Here is a 19439-nt window from a genome sequence, read left to right as displayed (position 1 = left end):
AGCCGGGAGGATCGCCTTCAGCCGTTCACGGGAAAGTTGGAGCGGAAGACGTTGTGCGGGTCACAGCGGTGCTTGATCGCGCGCAGCCGGGCCAGGGCGGCGGGGGCGAAGGCGTCGGCCGCCGTCTCGGCGGGGTTGAGGAAGGTGAACGGCTTGCGCCCGCTGACGGGCAGGGCCTCGGCGAGGCCGCGCTGCCTGACGGCGACGGCCGCGGCGGTACGCGGGTCGGCGGGGATGCCGAACAGGTAGAGCGCGTACGGCTCGGTCAGCGGTCCCTGCGGGGTGTCGGACGGCCGGGTGAACGCGCCGCCCAGGTGCCGGACCTGCACGCTGAGCAGCGGGGCGATAGGGTCGGCGAGCAGGGTCTTGGCCGCCGCGTCGTCCAGCTCGGTCAGCAGCTCGGCCCGCGAGAGGCCGGGGCCGGGATCGGTGGGCTCGGCGGTGATGCCGCCGAGCTCGGAGACCGCCATGACCCGCCTGCTGTCGGACAGCGGCCGGGCCAGCCCGTCCAGCGGGGACAGCAGGTCGCGGGCCGCGTCCTGACCGCCGAGGTACGTGGCGTCCACAGCCACCATGGGGGCCGAGCCGGGGAAGTGCAGCAGGTCCAGCCAGACCGTCAGCTCCTCAGGCGCGGCGGCGGTGATCTGCCGGTAGGCGTCCATGACCGCGGGGGCGTGCTCCGCCTGCCACAGGACCCGGCCGCCGAACAGGCGCGGCGCGGGATGCAGGGTCAGCTCGAGCCCGGTGACGACGGCGAAGTCGCCGCCTCCTCCGCGCAGCGCCCAGAACAGGTCGGGGTCGGAGCCCGCGGTGACGTGCCGCTGCCGCCCTTCCGCGTCCACCACGTCGAACGCGGTGACCGCGTCGGCCACCCAGCCGTGGGCGCGGCCGAACCAGCTCAGCCCGCCGCCGAGCGCCACCCCCGCCACGCTGACCACCGGGGAGCTTCCAGGCAGCCCGGTCAGGCCGTGCGCGGCGGCGGCCGCCTGCACGCGTCCGGACGGCACGCCCGCGCCGACCCTGGCCCGGCGGGCCGCCGCATCGATCTCCAAGGTGTCCAGCCGGCCGGTGCGCAGCAGGATCGTGCCGGCGGCGCGGCCGGAGGCGCCGTGCCCGTTCGGCTGGACGGCGACGCCCAGGCCGGCCGAGCGGGCGTAACGGACGAGCGCGGCCACGTCGCCGGCGTCGGCGGCCTCGACCACGGCCGCGACGGGCTGCTCGACGGCCAGGTTCCAGGGGCGGTGGGCGGTGTCGAAGCCGGCGTCGCCCGGCAGCAGGACACGGCCGCGGACGGCGGAGCGCAAGGTGTTCATAGCGTTCATGACCCCAACGGTATGGCGGTGAAAGACCAGATATAGGGTGCATTTCCGTGGCGGATTCGTGGGTCAATCTGGCGGAGCGGCTCGGCAGTGACCTGCACCTGGAGCTGGCGGGTCCTGGCAGCCGGCGCGCCGTGCTCACCCGCGCGCTGCGCGAGGCCGTACGGGACGGGAGGCTGGCCCCCGGCACCCGGCTGCCGCCCTACCGCTCCCTGGCAGCCGACCTCGGCCTTGCCCGCAACACCGTCGCCGAAGCCTACGCGGACCTGGTCGCCGAGGGCTGGCTGGTCGCCAAGCAGGGCTCCGGCACCCGGGTGGCGTCCCGTGCCGAGCCGGCCCGGCAGCCGCGCGTGCCGGGGAAGCGCCCCGCGCGCCCGGCCCCGCCGGCCCACGACCTCAGGCAGGGCCAGCCCGACGCCGCCTCCTTCCCCCGCTCGGACTGGCTGGCCGCCGCCCGCCGCGCGCTGAACGCCGCACCCCACGAGGCCTTCGGCCCCGGCGACCCGCAAGGCCGCCCCGAGCTGCGCCGGGCGCTGGCCGAGTACCTGGCGCGGGCCCGCGGCGTGCGTGCCACGCCGGACCGGATCGTGATCTGCTCCGGCTTCGCGCACGCGCTGCGGCTGCTCTTCGGCGGCCGGGTGCTGCGCGGCCCGCTGGCGGTGGAGTCCTACGGGCTCGCCTTCCACCGCTCCGTCCTGGCGGCGGCCTCCGTCCGCACGGTCCCGCTCACGCTCGACGAGCACGGCGCCCGTACGGCCGAGCTGGGCGGCCTCCAGGGAGTCCGGGCGGCACTGCTTACCCCGGCACACCAGTTCCCGACCGGGGGACCCCTGCACCCGGAGCGCCGCGTCGCCGCGGTGGACTGGGCCCGCTCCTGCGGCGGCCTGATCCTGGAGGACGACTACGACGGCGAGTTCCGCTACGACCGCGAGCCCGTCGGCGCGGTCCAGGGCCTCGACCCCGAGCGGGTCGTCTACCTCGGCTCGACCAGCAAGAGCATCTCACCGGGGCTGCGGCTGGGCTGGATGGTGCTGCCCGAGCGCCTGCTCGCCCCCGTCCTCGCGGCCAAGGGCGAGCGGGAGGCCTGGGCGAGCGTGACGGACCAGCTCACGCTCGCCGACTTCATCGACTCCGGCCACTACGACAGGCACGTCCGCCGCATGCGCCAGCGCTACCGCGCCCGACGCGACCGCCTGGTCGCCACCCTCGCCGCCAGGGCCCCGCACATCGCCACGACCGGCATCGCCGCCGGGCTGCACGCGGTGCTGCATCTGCCGCCCGGGACCGAGCGGTCCGCCGTCGAGGCCGCGGCCCGGCAGTCGATCGCCCTGGACGGCCTCGCCGGCTACCGCCACCCGGCCGCCGTCATGCCCGCCTTCGACGGGCTGGTCGTCGGCTACGCCACCCCGCCCGGCCACGGGTACGGGCCCGCGCTCGAAGCGCTGTGCCGCGTCCTCCCGCCCGCCTGAGCGCGGCGCTCACCAGCGGACCCAGGGGCTCTCGGCGCCGCCGCCCCAGGTCGAGCCGCCCGCCGCCCGCCACCGCTGGCGGACGTCGGTCTTGGCGCCGGTGCGCGGGGGCGACATCGTGAACGGGCCGCACACCGCCACGCCTCCTGTGCTCGGCGGGGCGACGCCGGTGCAGATGAACGGCTGGGAGAGGTTCGTGTCGGCGTCGGTGTCGTAGAGCTGCACGTGGATGTCGGACCGTACGGAGGCGGACCCCCTGATCTGGCCCTTGAGGTGGATGGTGTCGCCGGCCACGGCCATGCAGGGCGACATCTCGACGCCGCCGGCCACGGCGAGCCAGTCCCGGCAGCGCCAGACCGGCGCCGGCTCCTCGGACGACGGCTCCTCGCCGTCGTCCGGCGTCTCCACCGTGGGGGACGACTTCACCGGCTTGGGCGTGCGAACCCGGCGCGTGGGCGGGGCGGTCGAGACCGGAGGGGTGGACGGGGCCGGGACGACCGTCTTCGGCTTGTCCGCCGGCTCGTCGCGTTTCTCGAGGTCCTTCGGTGACGGGGTGCTGGTGGCCGGGGTGGGGGTCACGACCGGCCGGTCCGCCGCCTCACCGGAGGGTTGCGTCGACGCGGCGGCGGGTGCCGCGTCCGCGTCCGGTGTCCGCCACGGGGCGCCGACGGCCACCGCCGTGCCGGTGAGGACCAGCGCCGCGGCGGCGGTCGCGGCGATGACCAGGCGCTGCCGCGACCGGCCGCGCCTGGCCGAGGTCTGCGTCTCGTCGCCGTCGGACGCAACCGCGCCCGTCCCCTGCGGCCGGGCGGGCGGCGGCGGAGGGACAGGGTGCGACGGCGAGGCGGGTGACGGCGAGGCGGGTGACGGCGGGGCGGGCGACGGCGGGGCTGGGTGCGACGGCGAGGCGGGTGACGGCGAGGCGGGTGACGGCGAGGCGGGGTGCGGGTTCGCGGCGGGCAGGGGCTCGGAGGTGGCGGAGACGGCTTCGGACCGGGGGACCGGCGGCAGGGCGGGCAGGCCGGCCAGCGACGGGGCCGCCTCCTTCAGCGCCGCCGCCACCGCAGGGGCGCCGGGGCGTACGGCCGGGTCCTTGGCGGCGCAGGCCGCGATGAGCGCCCACAAGGAGTCGGGCATGCCGGGGAGCCGGCGGGGCGCGGCCGCGGCGTGCTGGCGCAGCAGCGCCATCGGGTGGTCGCCGACGAACGGGGGACGCCCGGCGAGCAGCTCGTACAGGATCAGGCCGAGGGCGTACACGTCCACGGCCGCGCCGGCGGCGGCGCCGTCGGCCACCTCGGGGGCCAGGTAGGCGGGGGTGCCGATGACCGCGCTGGTCTGGGTGAGGCCGGGGCCGTGGACGATGCGGGCGACGCCGAAGTCGGTCAGCCGCGCCTGGCCCGTGACCCCGTCGAGCAGGACGTTGCCCGGCTTGACGTCCCGGTGCACGACGCCGATCGCGTGCGCGACCGCCAGCGCGTCGGCGACCTGGCTCATCAGCCCGGCCGCCTCCCCGGCAGGCAGCGTGCCGCGCTGCCGCAGCAGGCCGCGCAGGTCCCCGCCCTCGACGAGGTCCATGACCAGGGCGAGGCGCTCTCCCTCGATGACGAAGTCGCGGACCGTGACGATGTGGGGGTGGCGCAGGGTGCGCATCACGTTGCGCTCCTGCACGAACCGCAGGACCAGGTCGGGGTCCCCGGCCAGCCCGTCGCGCAGCAGCTTGACCGCCACGATCTCCCCCGTGTCGCGCTGCCGCGCCCGCCACACCGTCCCCATCGCGCCGCCGCCGATCTCCTCCAGCAGCACGTACCGGCTGCCCAGAGCCGACTCGGACCCGCCCTGAGCCATCAGTGGTGATCCCCCCTCCGCCATGTGGAGATCAACAATAGCCAGGCAGGCCGGACGGCAGGAAGATCGCGAGTGGCGAGCCGGTCGTCCCGGCCGTTCGCGTTCAGGCCCGGGTCTGGTCCGTCGGCCGGATGAGCAGTTCGTTGACCGCGACGTGCTCCGGCTGGGTGACCGCGTACAGGACGGCGGCGGCGATGTCCTCGGGCCGCAGGGTGCGCATGGAGTCGGCCATCTCCCGCGCGGCGGCGCGCATCGTGGGATCGGTGCTGTGTCCGGCCAGCTCGGTGGCGACGAAGCCGGGCTCGACGACCACGACGCGCACGCCCTGCGCGGTCACCTCCTGCCGCAGCGCCTCGGAGAAGGCGGTGATGCCGAACTTCGTCGCGGCGTAGACGCCGCTGTAGGCCGAGGCGGTCCGGCCCGAGGTCGAGGAGACCTGCAGGACGATGCCCCTGCTCTCCAGCAGGTGCGGCAGGGCCGCGTGGACGGTGTACATCGACCCGAGCAGGTTGGTCTCCACCATGCGCGTCCACTCCGTGGTGTCCGCGCCCGCGATCGGGCCGCTGAGCATCACCCCGGCGTTGTTCACCAGGATGTCCAGGGCGCCGAAGCGCTCGGTGGTCTGCGCGACGGCGGCCCGTACCGACTCCTGGTCGGTCACGTCGAGATCGAGGGCGAGCATCTCGCCGGGCGCCTGGTCCGCCAGGAGCTTCAGCCGGTCGGCGCGCCGGGCGCCGATCGCGACGCGGGCCCCCGCCTCAGACAGGGCCAGCGCGGTGGCCTCCCCGATGCCCGAGGACGCTCCGGTGACGAGGGCGACCTTGCCCTTCAACGTGGTGTTCACGAGTGTGTTCTCCCTAGCAACTAAGCGGACCGGTCGGTCACCTTCAGCGTATCGCACGAAGCGGACCGCTCGGTCATGTTGCGCTAAGCTGAGGGCGGAAGGGAGACGCATGGCTGGGACGACGTCCGGAGCCTCGTCGCGCAGCGACGCGGTGCGCAACCGCCGGCTGCTGCTGGACGCCGCGGCGGCGATGTTCGCCGAGCGCGGCGTCGAGGTGTCCATCGGTGAGATCGCGCAGCGGGCAGGGGTGGGGAAGGGCACGGTCTTCCGGCACTTCTCCTCCAAGGACGAGCTGCTGGCGGCGATCATGCTCGGCCTGCTCGGCGAGCTCGCCGACACCGGCGGCGCGCTGCTCGCGGCCGACGACGCCGGCTTGGCGCTGCGCCGGTTCATGACCGCCTGCGTGGAGACCTTCGTCCGGGACCGGGCGTTCTGCGAGACCGTCGGGCGCCCGTCCTTGCAGCACGCGCAGGTGCGGCAGGCCATCCATCGCCTCTGCGAGGTCGCGGAGGCGCTCACCGCCCGCGCCCGCCAGGAGGGCGCCGTCCGTCCTGACATCACCGGCATCGACGTCGTCCTGCTGGTGAGCGGCATCCAGCACACGGCCGAGCCGCTGCTCGGCGCCGAGCCCGAGGCGTGGCGCCGCTACCTGGAGCTGGCCATCGACGGCATCACCGCCGGCACGGGGCGGGCGCTCCCGCACCCGCCTCCACGCCACCTCCCCCTGGCCGAGGGCGGTGAGGGAGCCGGGGCGGAAGCCTGAGGCACTATGGCTCCACTCCCTGGCGCTCCAGGCCCTGGCGGTGGTCCGCCACGAGCGCGGCGGCCAGCCCGGTGACGGCGAGGGCGAGGGCGGGCACGACCGCGAGGCGGGGCGCGGTGACCAGCAGGGCGGTGGCCTCGCTCACCATGCCGCCCCAGTCGGCGCCGGGCGGCAGCCCGACACCGAGGAAGCCGAGCGAGGTGACGGCGATCAGCGTCCGGGCGAAGTCCGCGGTGGCGACGGTCAGGACGGGCCCGGCCAGGTGCGGGCCGATGGTGCGGCGCAGCAGGTAGAGCGGGGACGCGCCGATGGCCCGTACGGCCAGCACGTGATCGGCGCCGGCCACCCGCCGGGTCGCCGTGTGGGCGACCAGACCGCAGCTCACCCAGCCGAGCGGCACGAGCGCGGCCAGCACGGTGACGTACCCGGGCCGCAGCACGCCTGCCAGCGCGAGCGCCAGCGTGAGCCCGGGCAGGGCGAGGGCCACGGTGGCGGCGAAGCGCAGCAGCCGGCCGGTCACCCCGCCCGCCAGCCCGGCCACCGCCCCGGCGACCGTGCCGAGCGCCGTGGTGACCGCGGTGATAACGAACGCGACCAGCAGGGAGGTGCGGCCCGCCATGGCCGTCCTGGTGAGGAGGTCCCGGCCGAGCTGGTCGGTGCCCAGCCAGTGCTCGGGGCCGGGCGGCAGCAGGGCGCGCCCCAGATCCGGCAGGTACGGGTCGTACCCGGTCAGCATCGGCGCGAACAGGCAGAACAGCACGACCAGCACGAGGACGCCGGCACCGGCACGGCCCGTCATCGGCGGCCCCCAGGCGAGGTGGCGGGCCGGCCACGCGCGCCCAGCCGCGGGTCAAGGGCCGACAGGCACAGCTCGGTCACCGCCAGGAGCAGGACCGTCGCGACCGCGACGACCAGCACGTACGCCTGCACGACCGGCACGTCCCGCTGCCTGATCGCCGCCACGGCGAGCTGCCCCACGCCGGGCCAGGCGAACAGCGTCTCCACCACCACGGCGCCGGCCAGCAGCTCCGCCAGCACCAGGCTCACGGCGGTGACCGCGTTCGGCGCGGCCACGCGCAGCGCGTGCACGACGACCGTACGCCGGCGCCGCAGCCCCTTGACGGTGGCGAGCCTGGCGAACGGCAGCCGCAGCGCCCGCGCCAGGTCGGCCCGCAGCAGCCGCAGCAGCGTGGCGGCGCCGGCCAGGCCGAGGGTGAGCGCGGGCAGCACCACCGCGCCCGGGCCGCCGTCGCCGCCCGTGGGGAGCAGGCGCAGGCCCACCGCCACCACGCTGATCAGCAGGATCCCCACGATGTAGGGAGGAACGCCGCCGATCGCCACCGTCACGAGCGCCAGGACGCGGCTGTCGAGGGCCCGCGGCCGGAACGCGGCCATGAGGGCGGCGAGCAACGCGAGCCCCGCCGCGACCGCCGCCGCCGCGACCGCCAGCCGCAGCGTGGCCGGCAACCGCGCCAGGATCTCGGCCGCCACGGGGGAGCGGTCGACGTAGGACCGGCCCAGGTCGCCGCGCAGCGCGCCCAGCAGCCACCGCAGGTACCGGCTGAACAGCGGCTGGTCGAGCCCCAGCTCCGCGCGGAGCGCCGCGACCCCGGCCGCCGTCGGCTGGATGCCGCCGCGGCGCAGGATCTCCTCGGCGGGGTCGCCGGGCGCGAGCGAGGTCAGCAGGAAGACGAGCACCGACAGCACCAGGAGCACGAGCAGGAGCTCAGCGACGCGCCGCAGGACGATGACGGTCACTTCCTGGGCGCCAGCCTGCCCAGATCGGTCACGTGGGCTACGTTCTGCGTCACGCCGCTGACCTCGGTGGTCGTGACGACGGGGTTGTCCTGGTAGGCCAGCGCGATCATCGGCCGGTCGGCCGCCAGCAGCCGCTGGATCCGGCGGTAGAGGTCGCGGCGGGCGGCCGGGTCCGTTCGCGTCGCGGCCCGGTCCACCAGCTCGTCGAACCCGGCGCTGCGGTAGCCGAGCCGGCGCTCGACGTTCCAGGACGCGTCCGAGCGCAGGAACCGGCGGAACAGGTAGTCGGCGTCGGCGTTCGGCAGGCTGTACGCGCTGAGGAAGACGTCGTAGTCCCCGGCCTCCATCACGGACTTCGTGGCCTCGGCCACCCTCACCCTCGCCGGCAGGCCCGCCTGCTCGAAGGAGGCGCGCAGCACCTCGGCGACGTCGGTGTAGGGGAACTGGCCGGTCTCGGCCGAGGAGATCAGGACGGTGACGGGCTCCGACGGCGGCCCCGCGGCGGCCACCAGCTCGCGGGCCCTGCCGGGGTCGTACGCGGCGGCGATGCCCGGGTCGGCGAGGTCGCCGAAGACCGGAGACAGGAAGCCCGCGCCCGGCGTGGCCGTGCCGGCGAGCAGCGTGCCGGCGATGGCCCGCCGGTCGACGGCCAGGTCGGCCGCCTCGCGCAGGCGCGGGTCGGAGAACGGCTCGCGGGAGGCGTTGAAGGTCAGGTAGTGCGTCAGCACCGAAGGGCTGCGCACCACCTGGAAGCGGCTGTCGGCGGCGACCGCGGCGACCTGGCCCGGCAGCAGCGCGCCCTTGTCGATCAGCCCGTCCACCTCGCCGGCCCGTAACGCGGCGACGCGGGCGTTGGCGTCCGGGATCACCCTGACCACGATCGTGTCGTAGGCGGGGGCGGCGCCGTGGTAGTGCGGGTTGGCGGCGAGCACGGCCTGCTGCCCCTTGGTCCAGCTCGCCAGCGTGTACGGCCCCGTGCCGATCGGCTTGCCGGCGAAGGCGCCCGAGGCGGCGAAGGCCTTCGGCGACTGGACCATGCTGTAGAAGCCGGCCAGCCTGCCCGGCAGGTCGGCCACGCCCTCCTTCAGCACGAACACCACCTTGCCGCCCTCGGCGCGGACGTCGCCGAGCTTGCCGTACGCCGCCTCCATCCCCGCGTCGAGGCTGAAGAAGGCCGACTGCCGGGGCGCGATCCGCAGGAACCGCTCGACGCCAGCCACCACCGACTCGGCGGTCAGCGGCGTGCCGTCGCTGAACCGCACGCCCTCGCGCAGCGTGAACGTCCAGCGCCGCCCCTCGTCGGCGGCGGCCCAGGACGCGGCCAGGGCCGGGACGGGCCGCAGCTTGTCGTCCACGGTCACCAGCGGCTCCCAGATCCGTAACGTCTGGTGGGCGTAGTACGGGTCCTCGGGGCCCGCGACGAGGTCGCGCGGGGCGGCCAGGGTGAGCCGGCTCCCGCCCTGCCCGCCGGGCTCCTGGCCGCCGCATCCCCACAGGGCCGCCGCCAGAAGTGCCATCACGATCATCGCGGCTCGTCTTCGCACCTGATCTCCTGCCGACATCCAGATCTCGTACGCAAACGATAACCGTCTTCATGCCGTTCGGGGAGATCATGGGGCTTTTGTGGTGATACGGTCTGCCTTCGGAAATGATTCTCATTTTCTGGAGGGTCCTTGAGAACGATGCCCGAGCCGCCGCCCGCCACGACGTTCGCGATGCCGCTGATCGTCACCCTGCTGGCCGGCGTCCTCGCGCTGTCGGTGCTGCTGGCGATCGGCCTGGGCGCCGCCGCCGTGCCGCCGGGGGAGACGCTGCGCTTCCTGTGGGCGGCCGTGACCGGCGGCTCGATCACGGCCGAGGAGGTCACCGCCTACCAGATCATCTGGCAGGTGCGGACGCCGCGCGTGCTGCTGGCGGTCCTGGTGGGGGCCGGGCTCAGCGTCGTCGGCGTGGCGATCCAGGCGATGGTGCGCAACGCGCTGGCCGATCCGTACGTCCTGGGCGTGTCGTCGGGGGCGTCGGCCGGGGCGGTGCTGGTCAGCGTCACGGGCGCGCTGACCGCCCTGGGGATCTACGCGGTCTCGGCCGGCGCGTTCCTCGGCGCGCTGCTCGTCTCCGCCCTGGTCTACCTGGCCTCGCGCGGCGCCGGTGGCCTGACGCCGCTGCGGCTGGTGCTCACCGGCGTGGCGATGGCCTTCGGTTTCCAGGCGGTGATGAGCCTGATCGTGTACTTCGTCCCGGACGGCGAGTCGACGAGCACGGTGCTGTTCTGGTCGATGGGCGGCTTCGGCGCGGCCACGTGGGGAGCGCTGCCCGTCGTGGCGGTCGTCACCGCCGTCACCGTCGTGGCGCTGCGCCGCTTCGCGCGCAACCTGGACGTGCTCGCCCTGGGCGACGAGACGTCGGTGAGCCTGGGCGTGGACACGGTCAGGCTCCGCAAGGGCCTGTTCGTGCTGACGTCGCTGGCCACCGGCGCGATGGTCGCGGTCAGCGGCGCGATCGGCTTCGTCGGTCTGGTGATGCCGCACCTGGTGCGGCTGTGGACGGGGGCGGCGCACGTACGCGTGCTGACGATCGCGCCCCTGGCCGGGGCGATCTTCATGGTGTGGGCCGACCTGGTGGCCAGGACCCTGGTGGCGCCGCGCGAGCTGCCGCTGGGCGTGATCACCGCGCTGGTGGGCGTGCCGGTCTTCGTCGTCCTGCTGCGCCGCCGCGGCTACCTGTTCGGAGGACGCTGATGGCCCGGCTGCTGCTGGAGGAGGTGTCGGTGTCCATCGGCGGCGCCCCGATCGTCAAGGATCTGGCGCTCGCGGTCGAGGCGGGACAGGTGGTGGGGCTGATCGGGCCCAACGGCTCCGGCAAGACCACGGCCCTGCGGTGCGTGTACCGGGCGCTGCGGCCGACGGGCGGCGCGGTCTGGATCGACGGCGAGGACCTGTCGCGGATGCCGCTGCGCGACAGCGCCCGCAGGATCGCCGCCCTCACCCAGGAGGGGAGGGCGGACCTGGACTTCACGGTCGAGGAGGTCGTCGCCCTCGGCCGCGCCCCGCACCTGCGCGGCAACCAGGCGCTCAGCGCCCGCGAGCGCGAGCTGTGCCGTCAGGCCATGGCGCAGATGGAGGTGCTGCACCTGGCCGGGCGCGGCGTGCTGTCGTTGTCCGGCGGGGAACGCCAGCGCGTCCTGGTCGCCCGGGCGCTCGTCCAGGAGCCGCAGGTACTGGTGCTCGACGAGCCGACCAACCATCTCGACCTGCACCACCAGATCCGCCTGCTGTCGATGCTCAAAGGCTCCGGGCTGAGCGTGCTGGTCACCCTGCACGACCTCAACCTCGCCGCCTCCGCCTGCGACCGGCTGGCGGTGCTGTCGCACGGCACCCTCGTCGCGTGCGGCCCGCCCGCGCAGGTCCTCACCGAGGAGCTGCTGCGCGAGGCGTTCGGCGTCGAGGCGAGCGTCGTCCCCCATCCGCTGACCGGAACTCCGCAGGTGCTCTACGGCCTGGGCACGGTCACGACGTCGAAAGGAACCCCCGAGTGAAGACACCTACCCTCGCCGTGCTCCTGGCGGGCACGCTCCTGCTCGCCGGATGCGGCGCGCAGGTGGAGGGCGGCGGCGCCGCCGCGCGCACGGTGACGGTCAAGAGATGCGGCGAGGACGTCCGGTACACCACGCCCCGCCGCGCGGTCGTCTACGAGGGCGGCAGCGCCGACAAGCTGTTCGCCCTCGGCCTCACCCAGCACGTGCACGGCTACGTCATGCCGCCGGCCAACCCCCCGGTCGAGGAATCCCCCTGGGCAGCCGAGTATGCCAAGGTCAAGTTCCTCAGCGACGACCTGCTCAACCGGGAGCTGGTCGTGGACGCCAAGGCCGACTTCGTGGTCGCCGGCTGGCGCTCCGGCTTCAGCGACCAGCGCGGCATCACCCCGGCCATCCTCGACGGCCTGAAGATCCAGAGCTTCATGCACACCGAGTCGTGCTTCAACTACCCCGGCTTTCCCGAACGCGTCACACCGTTCGAAGCCCTCTACACCGACCTCGAACGCCTCGGCAGGATCTTCGGCGTCGAGGACAGGGCCCGGGCCCTGATCGCCGGCTACCGCAAGCGCGTCGAGGCGGTCCAGGCCCAGGCCCCGAAGGGCGACCCGACCCCCGTCTTCCTCTACGACTCGGGCACGGACAAGCCGTTCACCGCGGGCAGCCAGGTGCCGCCCAGCGACATCATCCGCTTCGCCGGCGGCCGCAACATCTTCGGTGACCTGGACGCCCGCTGGAGCGAGGTCACCTGGGAGGCCGTCGTGCAGGCCAAGCCGGAGGTCATCATCATCCTCGACTACGGCGACAAGCCCGCCGAGGAGAAGATCAAGTTTCTGAAGGAGTTCCCCACCACCAGCAAGCTGCCGGCCGTCGTCAACGACCGCTTCCACATCCTCGACTACAACGAGGGCATCAGCGGCCCGCGCAACATCGACGGCCTGGAAGGGTTCGCGAAATACCTGCGTGAACTGAAGAAATGACCGGCAGGGAGACGTCGCCGGCCGGGGCGCGGCCGATCCTGCGCGACAGGCGGTTCGTCCGGCTGTGGTGCGGCACCACCGCCTCGGGCCTGGCGACCTGGGCGCTGCCCTTCGTGCTGGGGCTCGCCGTGCTGGACCGCACCCTCACCACCGCCGGCCTCGGCATCGTGCTGGCCACCCGCACCATCGGCTTCCTCGCCGCGGTGCCGATCAGCGGGGTCCTGGCCGACCGGTACTCGCGCCGGGCCGTGGTGTTGTGGGCCGGGCTGGCCGCCGCGCTCGCCACCCCGTTCATCGCGCTCGGGCTCGGCCGCTCGGTGCCGCTCATGGCCGTGGCGGCGGCGGTGGTCGGGGCCGGTCAGGGGGCGTGCCGGCCCGCGTTCCAGGCACTCACCGCGGAGGTGGTCGACGCCGGCCGCCGCCGGCGGGCCAACGCCGCCATGACGCTGGCCGTGCGCGTCACCACGCTGGTGGCGCCGGCGGGCACGGCGTTGCTGGCGGCCGTCCTGGACACCTGGTGGTTGCTGGTCGGCACCGGGGTGTTGTGGGTGGTCGCGGCGCTGCTGCCGCCCCGGGGCCTGCGCGCCCCGGCGCGGGCGGCGGCGGGCGCGCGGTTCTTCGGGGAGTTCGGCGAGGGCGTGCGTGAAGCGCGCAGGCACCCGTGGTTCCTGGCCGGCCTGGGCGCGCTGGCCGCCGTCATCTTCACCGGCTACTCGGCCACCGGCGTGGCGCTCCCGCTGGTCAGCCGCGACCGCTACGGCACCGAGGCGGTGCTCGCGGCGGCGCTCACCGCCTACACCCTCGGCGCGCTGGCCGGCGCGCTGCTCGTGGCCCGCTGGACGCCGCGCGCTCAGGGCTGGGCCGCCCTGGCGGGCCTCGCCCTGTACGGCTTCGCGCCGCTCAGCCTGCTGCTGCCGGCGCACCCCGCCCTGGTGTTCGCCGCCTACGCGCTGGCCGGGCTGGGCATCGAGCTGTTCAACGTGCCCTGGTTCACCGCCACGCAGCGCGAGGTGGAGCCGCGCCTGCTCGCCCGCGTCTCCTCGCTCGACTTCCTGGTCTCCTACGGCCTGGCCCCTGTCGGCCTCGCCCTCCTCGCCCCGGCCATCGACGCCTTCGGCCTGCAGCCGGTCCTGGCCGGGTGCGCGCTGGTGTGCTTCCTCGCCCCGGCCGCGGCGGCCCTGGTGCCCAGCAGCCGCGGCTTCTCGCGCCGATGAGACACTTCCCGCCTGTGGGACGCCGGACGCGCGATGGGTCGCCCGGCTCCTCAGCGCCTGCCCTGCCAAGAGTAGGAGCCGTGCAGGTGCTCGAAATCCGTAGTCGGCCGGCTCGTACTCCTTCGTGCCGAACGGGGCGCTGAGGTAGTCGCTGATGCGCGGCAGCATCTTGATCGGCTCGGGCGCGGCCTTGTTGAAGGTGACGTGGCCGAAGATGCCGGGGCCCTGCCAGGGCGTGGCGGCCGGGCCGTACGGGTAGCCGAGGTCGAGCGCGAACCGCATGTCGATCTTGATGAGGGTGGTCAGCGCCATCGCGCCGAAGCCGTCCTGCACCGAGGCGACCGTGCTGTTGTGGAAGTGGGTCTGCATGCCGGTGGAGCTGACCGTGAGGCTGTCCGGGTGCGCGGACCCGGCCTCGACCAGCTTGCGCATGACACTGCCTGACGGACGGGTGCGGCCGGTGGAGCGGATCGCGTCGAGGCGCTGACCGGTGCCGCAGCCGCGGCGACCGGCCGGTGGTGTGTCGTCGGTCACACCGTGTCACAGCCCGGGGGAGCGTTCCGTCTTCAGAGGGCATGACGAACACGGAACGGACCTCGGTGCTGATCACCGGAGGCAACAAGGGTCTCGGCCTCGAGGCGGCCCGGCGGCTCGGCGAGCTGGGCTGGACGATCTTTCTCGGCTCGCGGGACGAGGGCCGCGGGCGGGCGGCCGCGGGCAAGCTGGCCGCCGATGGCGCGAACGTGGTCATGGTCCCGCTCGACGTGACCTCCGACGAGTCGGTGGCCGCCGCGGAACGGCTCGTCCGCGAGCACACCGACCGGCTGGACGTGCTGATCAACAACGCCGGAGCGCCCGGCAGGGCCGTCACGCCCGCGCAGGCGACGGTCGAGGAGATCCACGCCGTCTACGACACCAACGTGTACGGGCCGATCAGGGTCACGCACGCGTTCCTGCCCCTGCTGCGGGCCTCGGACCACCCGCGGGTGGTGATGGTGTCCAGCGCCGTCGGCGCCTTCTCCGTCGTGACCGACCCCGAGCAGGCCGCCTCGAAGTTCCACGAGCTCGCCTACACCTCCTCGAAGACGGCGCTGAACATGATCACCCTCCGGTACGCCCAGGCGCTCCCGGACATCAAGTTCAACCTCGCCACCCCCGGCGAGGTCGCCAACCACAAGTTCGCCGCCACCGACATGAACAACCACACCGGCGAGCTGACGGTCACCGAGGGCACCGACTCGATCGTCAGGCTCGCGACGCTCGGCCCCGACGGGCCGACCGGGATCTTCGTCGACCGCCTCGGCCCCATCGCCTGGTGACCGGCGAGGGGCTGAGGCGCCTTCGATACTCTGGCGCCCTCCGATGAGCACGCGAGTCGAGGAGTGGAAGCCCGTGTCCGGAGCGGGGGATGAGACGGGCGCGAACGCGTACCGGCCGCTGCTGTTCTCCATCGCGTACGGGATGACGGGATCCGTGGGCGACGCCGAGGACATCGTGCAGGACGCGTTCCTCGGCCTGACCAGGGCGCGCCAGGCGGGCACCGTGATCGCCGACCAGAAGGCGTACCTGACGACGGCGGTGACGAGGCTCGGCATCGACCACCTGAGGTCGGCGAGGGTGCGGCGGGAGACGTACGTGGGGGACTGGCTGCCCGAGCCGGTCGTCGCGCCTGCCGGCGGGCCCGGGCCGGCCGAGCACGCCGAGCTGGCCGACTCGCTGTCGATGGCGTTCCTGGTGCTGCTGGAGTCCCTCTCGCCGGTCGAGCGGGCGGTGTTCATGCTGCGTGAGGTGTTCGGATACGGCTACCCGGACGTGGCGCGCCTCACCGGCAAGACCGAGGTGAACTGCCGGCAGATCTTCGCCCGCGCCCGGCAGCGCGTCGCCGCGGGAGGGCGGGAGCCCGCCGGCCCGCCGCCCCCGGCCCGGCGCGCCCGCGGCGAGGAACTGGCCCGCAGGTTCTTCGACGCCGCCGCGGGCGGCGACCTGGACGCGCTGCTCGGCATGCTCGCGCCCGACGTCGTCCTCCACGGGGACGGCGGGGGCAAGGCGCAGGCGATCGCGAGACCGGCGACCGACGCGCAGCGCGTCGCGCGGCTGCTCGTCGCAGGACTCCGCCGGGTCGCCGAGCTCGGCGTCTCCTACCGGCCGGCCCGGGTCAACGGCCGGCCGGGCGCCGTCATGTACGACGCGGAGGGCCGCGTGGCCGGCGTGGTCGGGCTCGACATCGCCGGCGGCGTGATCAAGGCGATCCACTCGGTGGTCAATCCCGACAAGCTTCGCCATCTCGGAGAGGTGTCCGATGTGGCGCGCCTGCCGCGGAGCTGACACGCACGGTCCGGTGCGGCGGCTGCGCGAGGCGGGCATGCCACCCACCGGCGACCCGGCCTGCCGCCGGGCCGGCGCGGCTCAGGTCGGGACGTCCATGCGCTGCGTGCCGACGACCGACAGCAGGCGCAGCGCCTGCTCGGACGGCGAGCCGGGGACGGCGGTGTAGATGACGACCTGCTGGTCCCGGTCGCTGATGTCGAGCACGTCGCAGTTGACGGTGACCGGGCCGACCAGCGGATGCTGGAAGGTCTTGGTCATGACGGGCGCGGCGGCCACGTCGTGCGAGTCCCACAGCCGGGCGAACTCCTCGCTGCCCTCGCGCAGCTCGCGCACCAGCCCGGCCACCTCCGGGTCGCCGGGGTAACGGGCGGCGGCGGCGCGCAGGCGGCCGGCCGACATGCGGGCGAACTCGTCGGCGTCCGACACCCCGTACAGCCGCCGTCCCTGCGGGTGCGGGCCGAGGAAGGCGCGGCGCACCAGGTTGCGCTCGCGCCGCGGCAGGGCGGAGAAGTCCTCCATGAGGGCCGCCGCCAGATCGTTCCAGGCGATCACCTCGATCGTCGCGGACGTCACGATCGCGGCGGCCTGCGGCAGCCGTCGCAGCAGGTCGAGGATGCTCTGGCGGACCTCACGCGAGGGACCGGGCGCCGGGGCGGGCGGCGCGCCGGCCAGGTGGTGGAGGTGGGCGCGCTCGGCGTCCGACAGGCGAAGGGCCCTGGCCAGCCCGGCCAGCACCTCGTGCGACGGGCGCGGCCCGCGGGCCTGCTCCAGCCGCGTGTAGTACTCGGTCGAGATGTAGGCCAGCTGCGCCGCCTCCTCGCGGCGCAGCCCGGGCGTACGGCGGCGCGGCCCGGCAGGCAGCCCCACGTCGGCGGGGGTGATCCGCTCGCGCCTGCTGCGCAGGAAGGCCGCCAGTTCTCGTCTGTCCATACCTCCAGCTTGCACGAGTCAGGAAAGGACAGGCATGTACTGCTGATACCTGGATGAGCACGGGGGCCTGCCGCAGGCTCGATCTCATGCACAACACCGATGACATGTCCATGGGCCTGCTGGCAGGCAAGGTCGCCTTCATCACCGGCGCCGGGCGCGGCATCGGCGCCGCCGCGGCGCGGCTGTTCGCCAGGGAGGGCGCCAGGGTGCTGCTCGCGGCCCGTACGGAGGAGCAGCTCAAGACGGTGACCGAGGAGGTGCGGGCGGCGGGCGGCACTGCGGACTACACGGTCTGCGACCTGGCCGACGCGCGTTCCGTGCGCGCCGCCGTCGATCGCGTCGTGGAGCTGTACGGCCGGCTCGACGTCGCCTTCAACAACGGCGCCACCATCACGCCGCCCGGCCCGGTCGACGAGGTGACCGAGGACGACTTCGACCACCTCTACACCGTCAACCTGAGGGGCCCGTGGCTGGCCATGACCGCCGAGATCGCCGCCATCCGGGCCACCGCCGGCACGGGGGCCATCGTCAACAACTCCAGCGTCGGCAGCCTGATGGGCAACCCCGAGCTGCCCGCCTACGGGGCGATGAAGCGGGCCGTCAACAGCCTCACGGAGTCGGCCGCCATCACGTACGGGCCGGAGGGGATCCGCGTCAACGCGATCGCCCCCGGCGGCACGCTGACCGAGATGATCCGCACGTGGGAGGAGCACTCGCCCGGCCTCGTCGAGCGGCTCACGACCCGCATCCCGCTGGGCCGCACCGCCGACCCCGAGGAGATCGCGCAGGCCGCCGCCTGGCTGCTCAGCGACCGCGCCTCGTACGTGACCGGCGCCGTGCTCAGGGTGGACGGTGGCGCCCGCGCCTGACCCGCCGCCCCCGCCCATGTCCAGGGCGCTGACCCGGCACGCATCCGCACACCCGCCGTAGTGGCGCGTGCCGGAGCGCGGGCGCGCGGTGCCAGGATACGGATCATGTCCGATGCCAAGCAGTACCCCCTGGAGCCGGGCCCCGCGCAGACGCGCGCCATGGGGGAGGCCGTGCTGGCCCTGGTCCAGCGTTTCCTGGACGAGTTGCCCGAGCTGCCCGCCTTCGACCTCGACGGCGCCGCGCCCCTGGCCGCGGCGCTGCGCGAGCCGGCGCCCGAGCACGGCAGCTCCTTACCCGGCCTGCTGTCCACGGTGCACGCGGCGGCCCGCAGCGGCGCCATCAGCGCCGGGCCCGGCTATCTCGCGTACGTGCCGGGCGGCGGCCTGTACGCGGCCGCGCTCGCCGACTTCCTGGCCGCCGCGCTGAACAAGTACGTCACCGTGTGGCAGCTGGCCCCCGCCTGCGCCCAGATCGAGGCCACGGTCATCGGCTGGCTCCGCGACCTGTTCGGCTACCCGGAGCAGGCGCGCGGCATCCTCACCTCCGGCGGCTCGATGGCCAACTTCTCGGCCGTCGTCACCGCCCGCACCACCCTGCTCGGCGAGAGCTTCCTCGACGGCACCGCGTACGTCACCGACCAGACCCACGCCTCCTGCGCCAAGGCCGCCCTGCTGGCCGGCGTCCCGCGCGACCGCGTACGCGTCGTGCCGGCGCAGGACAGCCTGGCGATGGACCCGCACGCGCTGGCCGCGATGATCGAGGACGACCGGCGCGCCGGGCTGCGGCCCTTCCTCGTGATCGGCAGCGCGGGGACGACGAACACCGGAGCCGTCGACCCGCTGCCCGAGCTCGCCGCCGTCGCCCGCGACGCCGGCGCGTGGTTCCACGTCGACGCCGCCTACGGCGGCCCGTTCCAGCTCACCGAACGCGGCCGGGCCCGGCTGCGCGGCATCGAACTGGCCGACTCGATCACCATCGACCCGCACAAGGCCATGTTCCTGCCGTACGGGACCGGCGCGCTGCTGGTGCGCGACGGCGCCCGGCTGCGCCAGGCCCACCACGTGGGCGCCGCCTACCTGCAGGACCTCGGCGAGGAGGAAGACATCCCGAACTTCACCGAGTACTCGCCCGAGCTGACCCGCGAGTTCCGCGGCCTGCGGCTGTGGCTGCCGATCAAGCTGCACGGCCTCGCCGCCTTCCGCCAGGCCCTCGACGAGAAGCTGGACCTGGCCGAGCTGACGTACGAGACGCTGCGCGCGCACGGCTTCGAGGTGCCGTGGCGGCCCACCCTGACCGCCGTGGCCTTCCGCTGGGTGCCCGGGCGCGGCGACGCCGACGCCTTCAACGCCGAGCTGCTGCGCCGCGTGACGGCCCGCGGCCGCGCCCTGCTGTCCAGCACGCGCGTCGGCGGCCGGTACATGATCCGGGTGTGCGTCGTCAGCCACCGCACCCACCGGGACCGGGTCGAGGAGGTCCTCGACGACATCCGCGAGGCCTGCGCCGAGCTGCGGGCGGAGCTGGATTAAGGCGCACCGGGCAGGCACCGCCCGGCCGCCTGGTGACGGCAGGCCGCCCCCTCGCGGGAGG

Annotated in this window: 18 protein-coding genes; 11 read left to right on the top strand and 7 right to left on the bottom strand. The window is 74.5% G+C overall.

The window, feature by feature from the left end; all coding sequences use genetic code 11:
* Window positions 1–17: 17 nt before the first annotated feature.
* The gene (locus AB0I79_RS37085; protein ID WP_357883739.1) at window positions 18–1322 is read right to left on the bottom strand and encodes an FAD-binding protein; all 1305 of its coding nucleotides are present in this window, start codon (window positions 1320–1322) and stop codon (window positions 18–20) included.
* Window positions 1323–1369: 47 nt separating this feature from the next.
* On the opposite strand from AB0I79_RS37085, the gene AB0I79_RS37080 reads away from it, so the two are divergent.
* The gene (locus AB0I79_RS37080; RefSeq protein WP_357883736.1) at window positions 1370–2788 is read left to right on the top strand and encodes a PLP-dependent aminotransferase family protein; all 1419 of its coding nucleotides are present in this window, start codon (window positions 1370–1372) and stop codon (window positions 2786–2788) included.
* A 9-nt stretch (window positions 2789–2797) separates the two neighbouring features.
* On the opposite strand, the gene AB0I79_RS37075 is transcribed toward AB0I79_RS37080, so the two are convergent.
* Window positions 2798–4633: a protein kinase gene (locus AB0I79_RS37075; protein WP_357883733.1), complete on the bottom strand. Its 1836-nt coding sequence runs from the start codon at window positions 4631–4633 to the stop codon at window positions 2798–2800.
* A 103-nt stretch (window positions 4634–4736) separates the two neighbouring features.
* A complete protein-coding gene (locus AB0I79_RS37070; RefSeq protein ID WP_357883730.1) occupies window positions 4737–5477 on the bottom strand; it encodes an SDR family NAD(P)-dependent oxidoreductase in 741 nt (246 codons plus the stop codon).
* 109 nt (window positions 5478–5586) lie between these two features.
* On the opposite strand from AB0I79_RS37070, the gene AB0I79_RS37065 reads away from it, so the two are divergent.
* Window positions 5587–6240, top strand: coding sequence for a TetR family transcriptional regulator (locus tag AB0I79_RS37065; protein ID WP_357883727.1), 654 nt, complete (start codon window positions 5587–5589; stop codon window positions 6238–6240).
* A 4-nt stretch (window positions 6241–6244) separates the two neighbouring features.
* Here the strand turns inward: AB0I79_RS37065 and AB0I79_RS37060 are convergent, their stop codons facing one another.
* The 3 genes from AB0I79_RS37060 to AB0I79_RS37050 are packed head-to-tail and all read right to left on the bottom strand — an operon-like array spanning window position 6245 to window position 9542.
* A complete protein-coding gene (locus tag AB0I79_RS37060) occupies window positions 6245–7039 on the bottom strand; it encodes an ABC transporter permease (RefSeq protein WP_357883724.1) in 795 nt (264 codons plus the stop codon).
* Window positions 7036–7998: an ABC transporter permease gene (locus AB0I79_RS37055; RefSeq protein ID WP_357883721.1), complete on the bottom strand. Its 963-nt coding sequence runs from the start codon at window positions 7996–7998 to the stop codon at window positions 7036–7038. Before AB0I79_RS37055 ends, AB0I79_RS37060 begins: the two co-directional genes overlap by 4 nt.
* Window positions 7995–9542 carry an ABC transporter substrate-binding protein gene (locus AB0I79_RS37050; RefSeq protein WP_357883718.1) on the bottom strand — a complete coding sequence of 516 codons (1548 nt, stop codon included), beginning with the start codon at window positions 9540–9542 and terminating at the stop codon, window positions 7995–7997. The genes AB0I79_RS37055 and AB0I79_RS37050 overlap by 4 nt, the downstream gene beginning before the upstream one ends.
* Before the next feature lie 138 nt (window positions 9543–9680).
* Between AB0I79_RS37050 and AB0I79_RS37045 the strand changes: the two genes are divergently transcribed.
* From AB0I79_RS37045 to AB0I79_RS37015, 7 genes are all read left to right on the top strand, one after another.
* Complete coding sequence (locus AB0I79_RS37045) at window positions 9681–10736, top strand: iron ABC transporter permease (RefSeq protein WP_357883992.1); 1056 nt, start codon at window positions 9681–9683, stop codon at window positions 10734–10736.
* Entirely contained in the window at window positions 10736–11533 is a 798-nt protein-coding gene (locus AB0I79_RS37040; protein WP_357883716.1) for an ABC transporter ATP-binding protein, read from the top strand. The genes AB0I79_RS37045 and AB0I79_RS37040 overlap by 1 nt, the downstream gene beginning before the upstream one ends.
* Window positions 11530–12510, top strand: a complete 981-nt coding sequence (locus tag AB0I79_RS37035) for an ABC transporter substrate-binding protein (protein ID WP_357883713.1) — start codon at window positions 11530–11532, stop codon at window positions 12508–12510. The genes AB0I79_RS37040 and AB0I79_RS37035 overlap by 4 nt, the downstream gene beginning before the upstream one ends.
* Window positions 12507–13724: an MFS transporter gene (locus AB0I79_RS37030; protein ID WP_357883711.1), complete on the top strand. Its 1218-nt coding sequence runs from the start codon at window positions 12507–12509 to the stop codon at window positions 13722–13724. Before AB0I79_RS37035 ends, AB0I79_RS37030 begins: the two co-directional genes overlap by 4 nt.
* 280 nt (window positions 13725–14004) lie before the next feature.
* Window positions 14005–14211, top strand: coding sequence for a hypothetical protein (locus tag AB0I79_RS37025; RefSeq protein ID WP_357883708.1), 207 nt, complete (start codon window positions 14005–14007; stop codon window positions 14209–14211).
* 88 nt (window positions 14212–14299) lie between these two features.
* Entirely contained in the window at window positions 14300–15043 is a 744-nt protein-coding gene (locus tag AB0I79_RS37020) for an SDR family oxidoreductase (RefSeq protein WP_357883705.1), read from the top strand.
* A gap of 43 nt (window positions 15044–15086) precedes the next feature.
* Window positions 15087–16049 carry an RNA polymerase sigma-70 factor gene (locus tag AB0I79_RS37015; protein ID WP_357883702.1) on the top strand — a complete coding sequence of 321 codons (963 nt, stop codon included), beginning with the start codon at window positions 15087–15089 and terminating at the stop codon, window positions 16047–16049.
* 81 nt (window positions 16050–16130) lie between these two features.
* Here AB0I79_RS37015 and AB0I79_RS37010 read toward each other — a convergent pair whose 3' ends face one another.
* Window positions 16131–16982, bottom strand: a complete 852-nt coding sequence (locus AB0I79_RS37010) for a helix-turn-helix transcriptional regulator (protein WP_357883699.1) — start codon at window positions 16980–16982, stop codon at window positions 16131–16133.
* An 86-nt stretch (window positions 16983–17068) separates the two neighbouring features.
* Here AB0I79_RS37010 and AB0I79_RS37005 point away from each other — a divergent pair, with 86 nt between their 5' ends.
* Both AB0I79_RS37005 and AB0I79_RS37000 read left to right on the top strand, forming a co-directional pair.
* On the top strand, window positions 17069–17851 hold the full coding sequence (locus AB0I79_RS37005; RefSeq protein ID WP_357883696.1) for a glucose 1-dehydrogenase: 783 nt from the start codon (window positions 17069–17071) through the stop codon (window positions 17849–17851).
* Window positions 17852–17956: 105 nt separating this feature from the next.
* Window positions 17957–19378: an aminotransferase class V-fold PLP-dependent enzyme gene (locus AB0I79_RS37000; RefSeq protein ID WP_357883693.1), complete on the top strand. Its 1422-nt coding sequence runs from the start codon at window positions 17957–17959 to the stop codon at window positions 19376–19378.
* Window positions 19379–19439: the final 61 nt, after the last annotated feature.

The organism is Nonomuraea sp. NPDC050202 (assembly GCF_040656115.1).
GTDB lineage: Bacteria > Actinomycetota > Actinomycetes > Streptosporangiales > Streptosporangiaceae > Nonomuraea.
This window is presented reverse-complemented; position numbering and strand designations above follow the sequence as displayed.

Bases quoted from the DNA above. Each gene is read 5' to 3' on its own strand.
- AB0I79_RS37085 (WP_357883739.1), bottom strand. From the start codon at position 1,322: ATGAACGCTATGAACACCTTGCGCTCCGCCGTCCGCGGCCGTGTCCTG.
- AB0I79_RS37075 (WP_357883733.1), bottom strand. From the start codon at position 4,633: ATGGCTCAGGGCGGGTCCGAGTCGGCTCTGGGCAGCCGGTACGTGCTG.
- AB0I79_RS37065 (WP_357883727.1), top strand. From the start codon at position 5,587: ATGGCTGGGACGACGTCCGGAGCCTCGTCGCGCAGCGACGCGGTGCGC.
- AB0I79_RS37060 (WP_357883724.1), bottom strand. From the start codon at position 7,039: ATGACGGGCCGTGCCGGTGCCGGCGTCCTCGTGCTGGTCGTGCTGTTC.
- AB0I79_RS37045 (WP_357883992.1), top strand. From the start codon at position 9,681: ATGCCCGAGCCGCCGCCCGCCACGACGTTCGCGATGCCGCTGATCGTC.
- AB0I79_RS37040 (WP_357883716.1), top strand. From the start codon at position 10,736: ATGGCCCGGCTGCTGCTGGAGGAGGTGTCGGTGTCCATCGGCGGCGCC.
- AB0I79_RS37030 (WP_357883711.1), top strand. From the start codon at position 12,507: ATGACCGGCAGGGAGACGTCGCCGGCCGGGGCGCGGCCGATCCTGCGC.
- AB0I79_RS37025 (WP_357883708.1), top strand. From the start codon at position 14,005: ATGTCGATCTTGATGAGGGTGGTCAGCGCCATCGCGCCGAAGCCGTCC.
- AB0I79_RS37020 (WP_357883705.1), top strand. From the start codon at position 14,300: ATGACGAACACGGAACGGACCTCGGTGCTGATCACCGGAGGCAACAAG.
- AB0I79_RS37015 (WP_357883702.1), top strand. From the start codon at position 15,087: ATGAGCACGCGAGTCGAGGAGTGGAAGCCCGTGTCCGGAGCGGGGGAT.
- AB0I79_RS37010 (WP_357883699.1), bottom strand. From the start codon at position 16,982: ATGGACAGACGAGAACTGGCGGCCTTCCTGCGCAGCAGGCGCGAGCGG.
- AB0I79_RS37005 (WP_357883696.1), top strand. From the start codon at position 17,069: ATGCACAACACCGATGACATGTCCATGGGCCTGCTGGCAGGCAAGGTC.
- AB0I79_RS37000 (WP_357883693.1), top strand. From the start codon at position 17,957: ATGTCCGATGCCAAGCAGTACCCCCTGGAGCCGGGCCCCGCGCAGACG.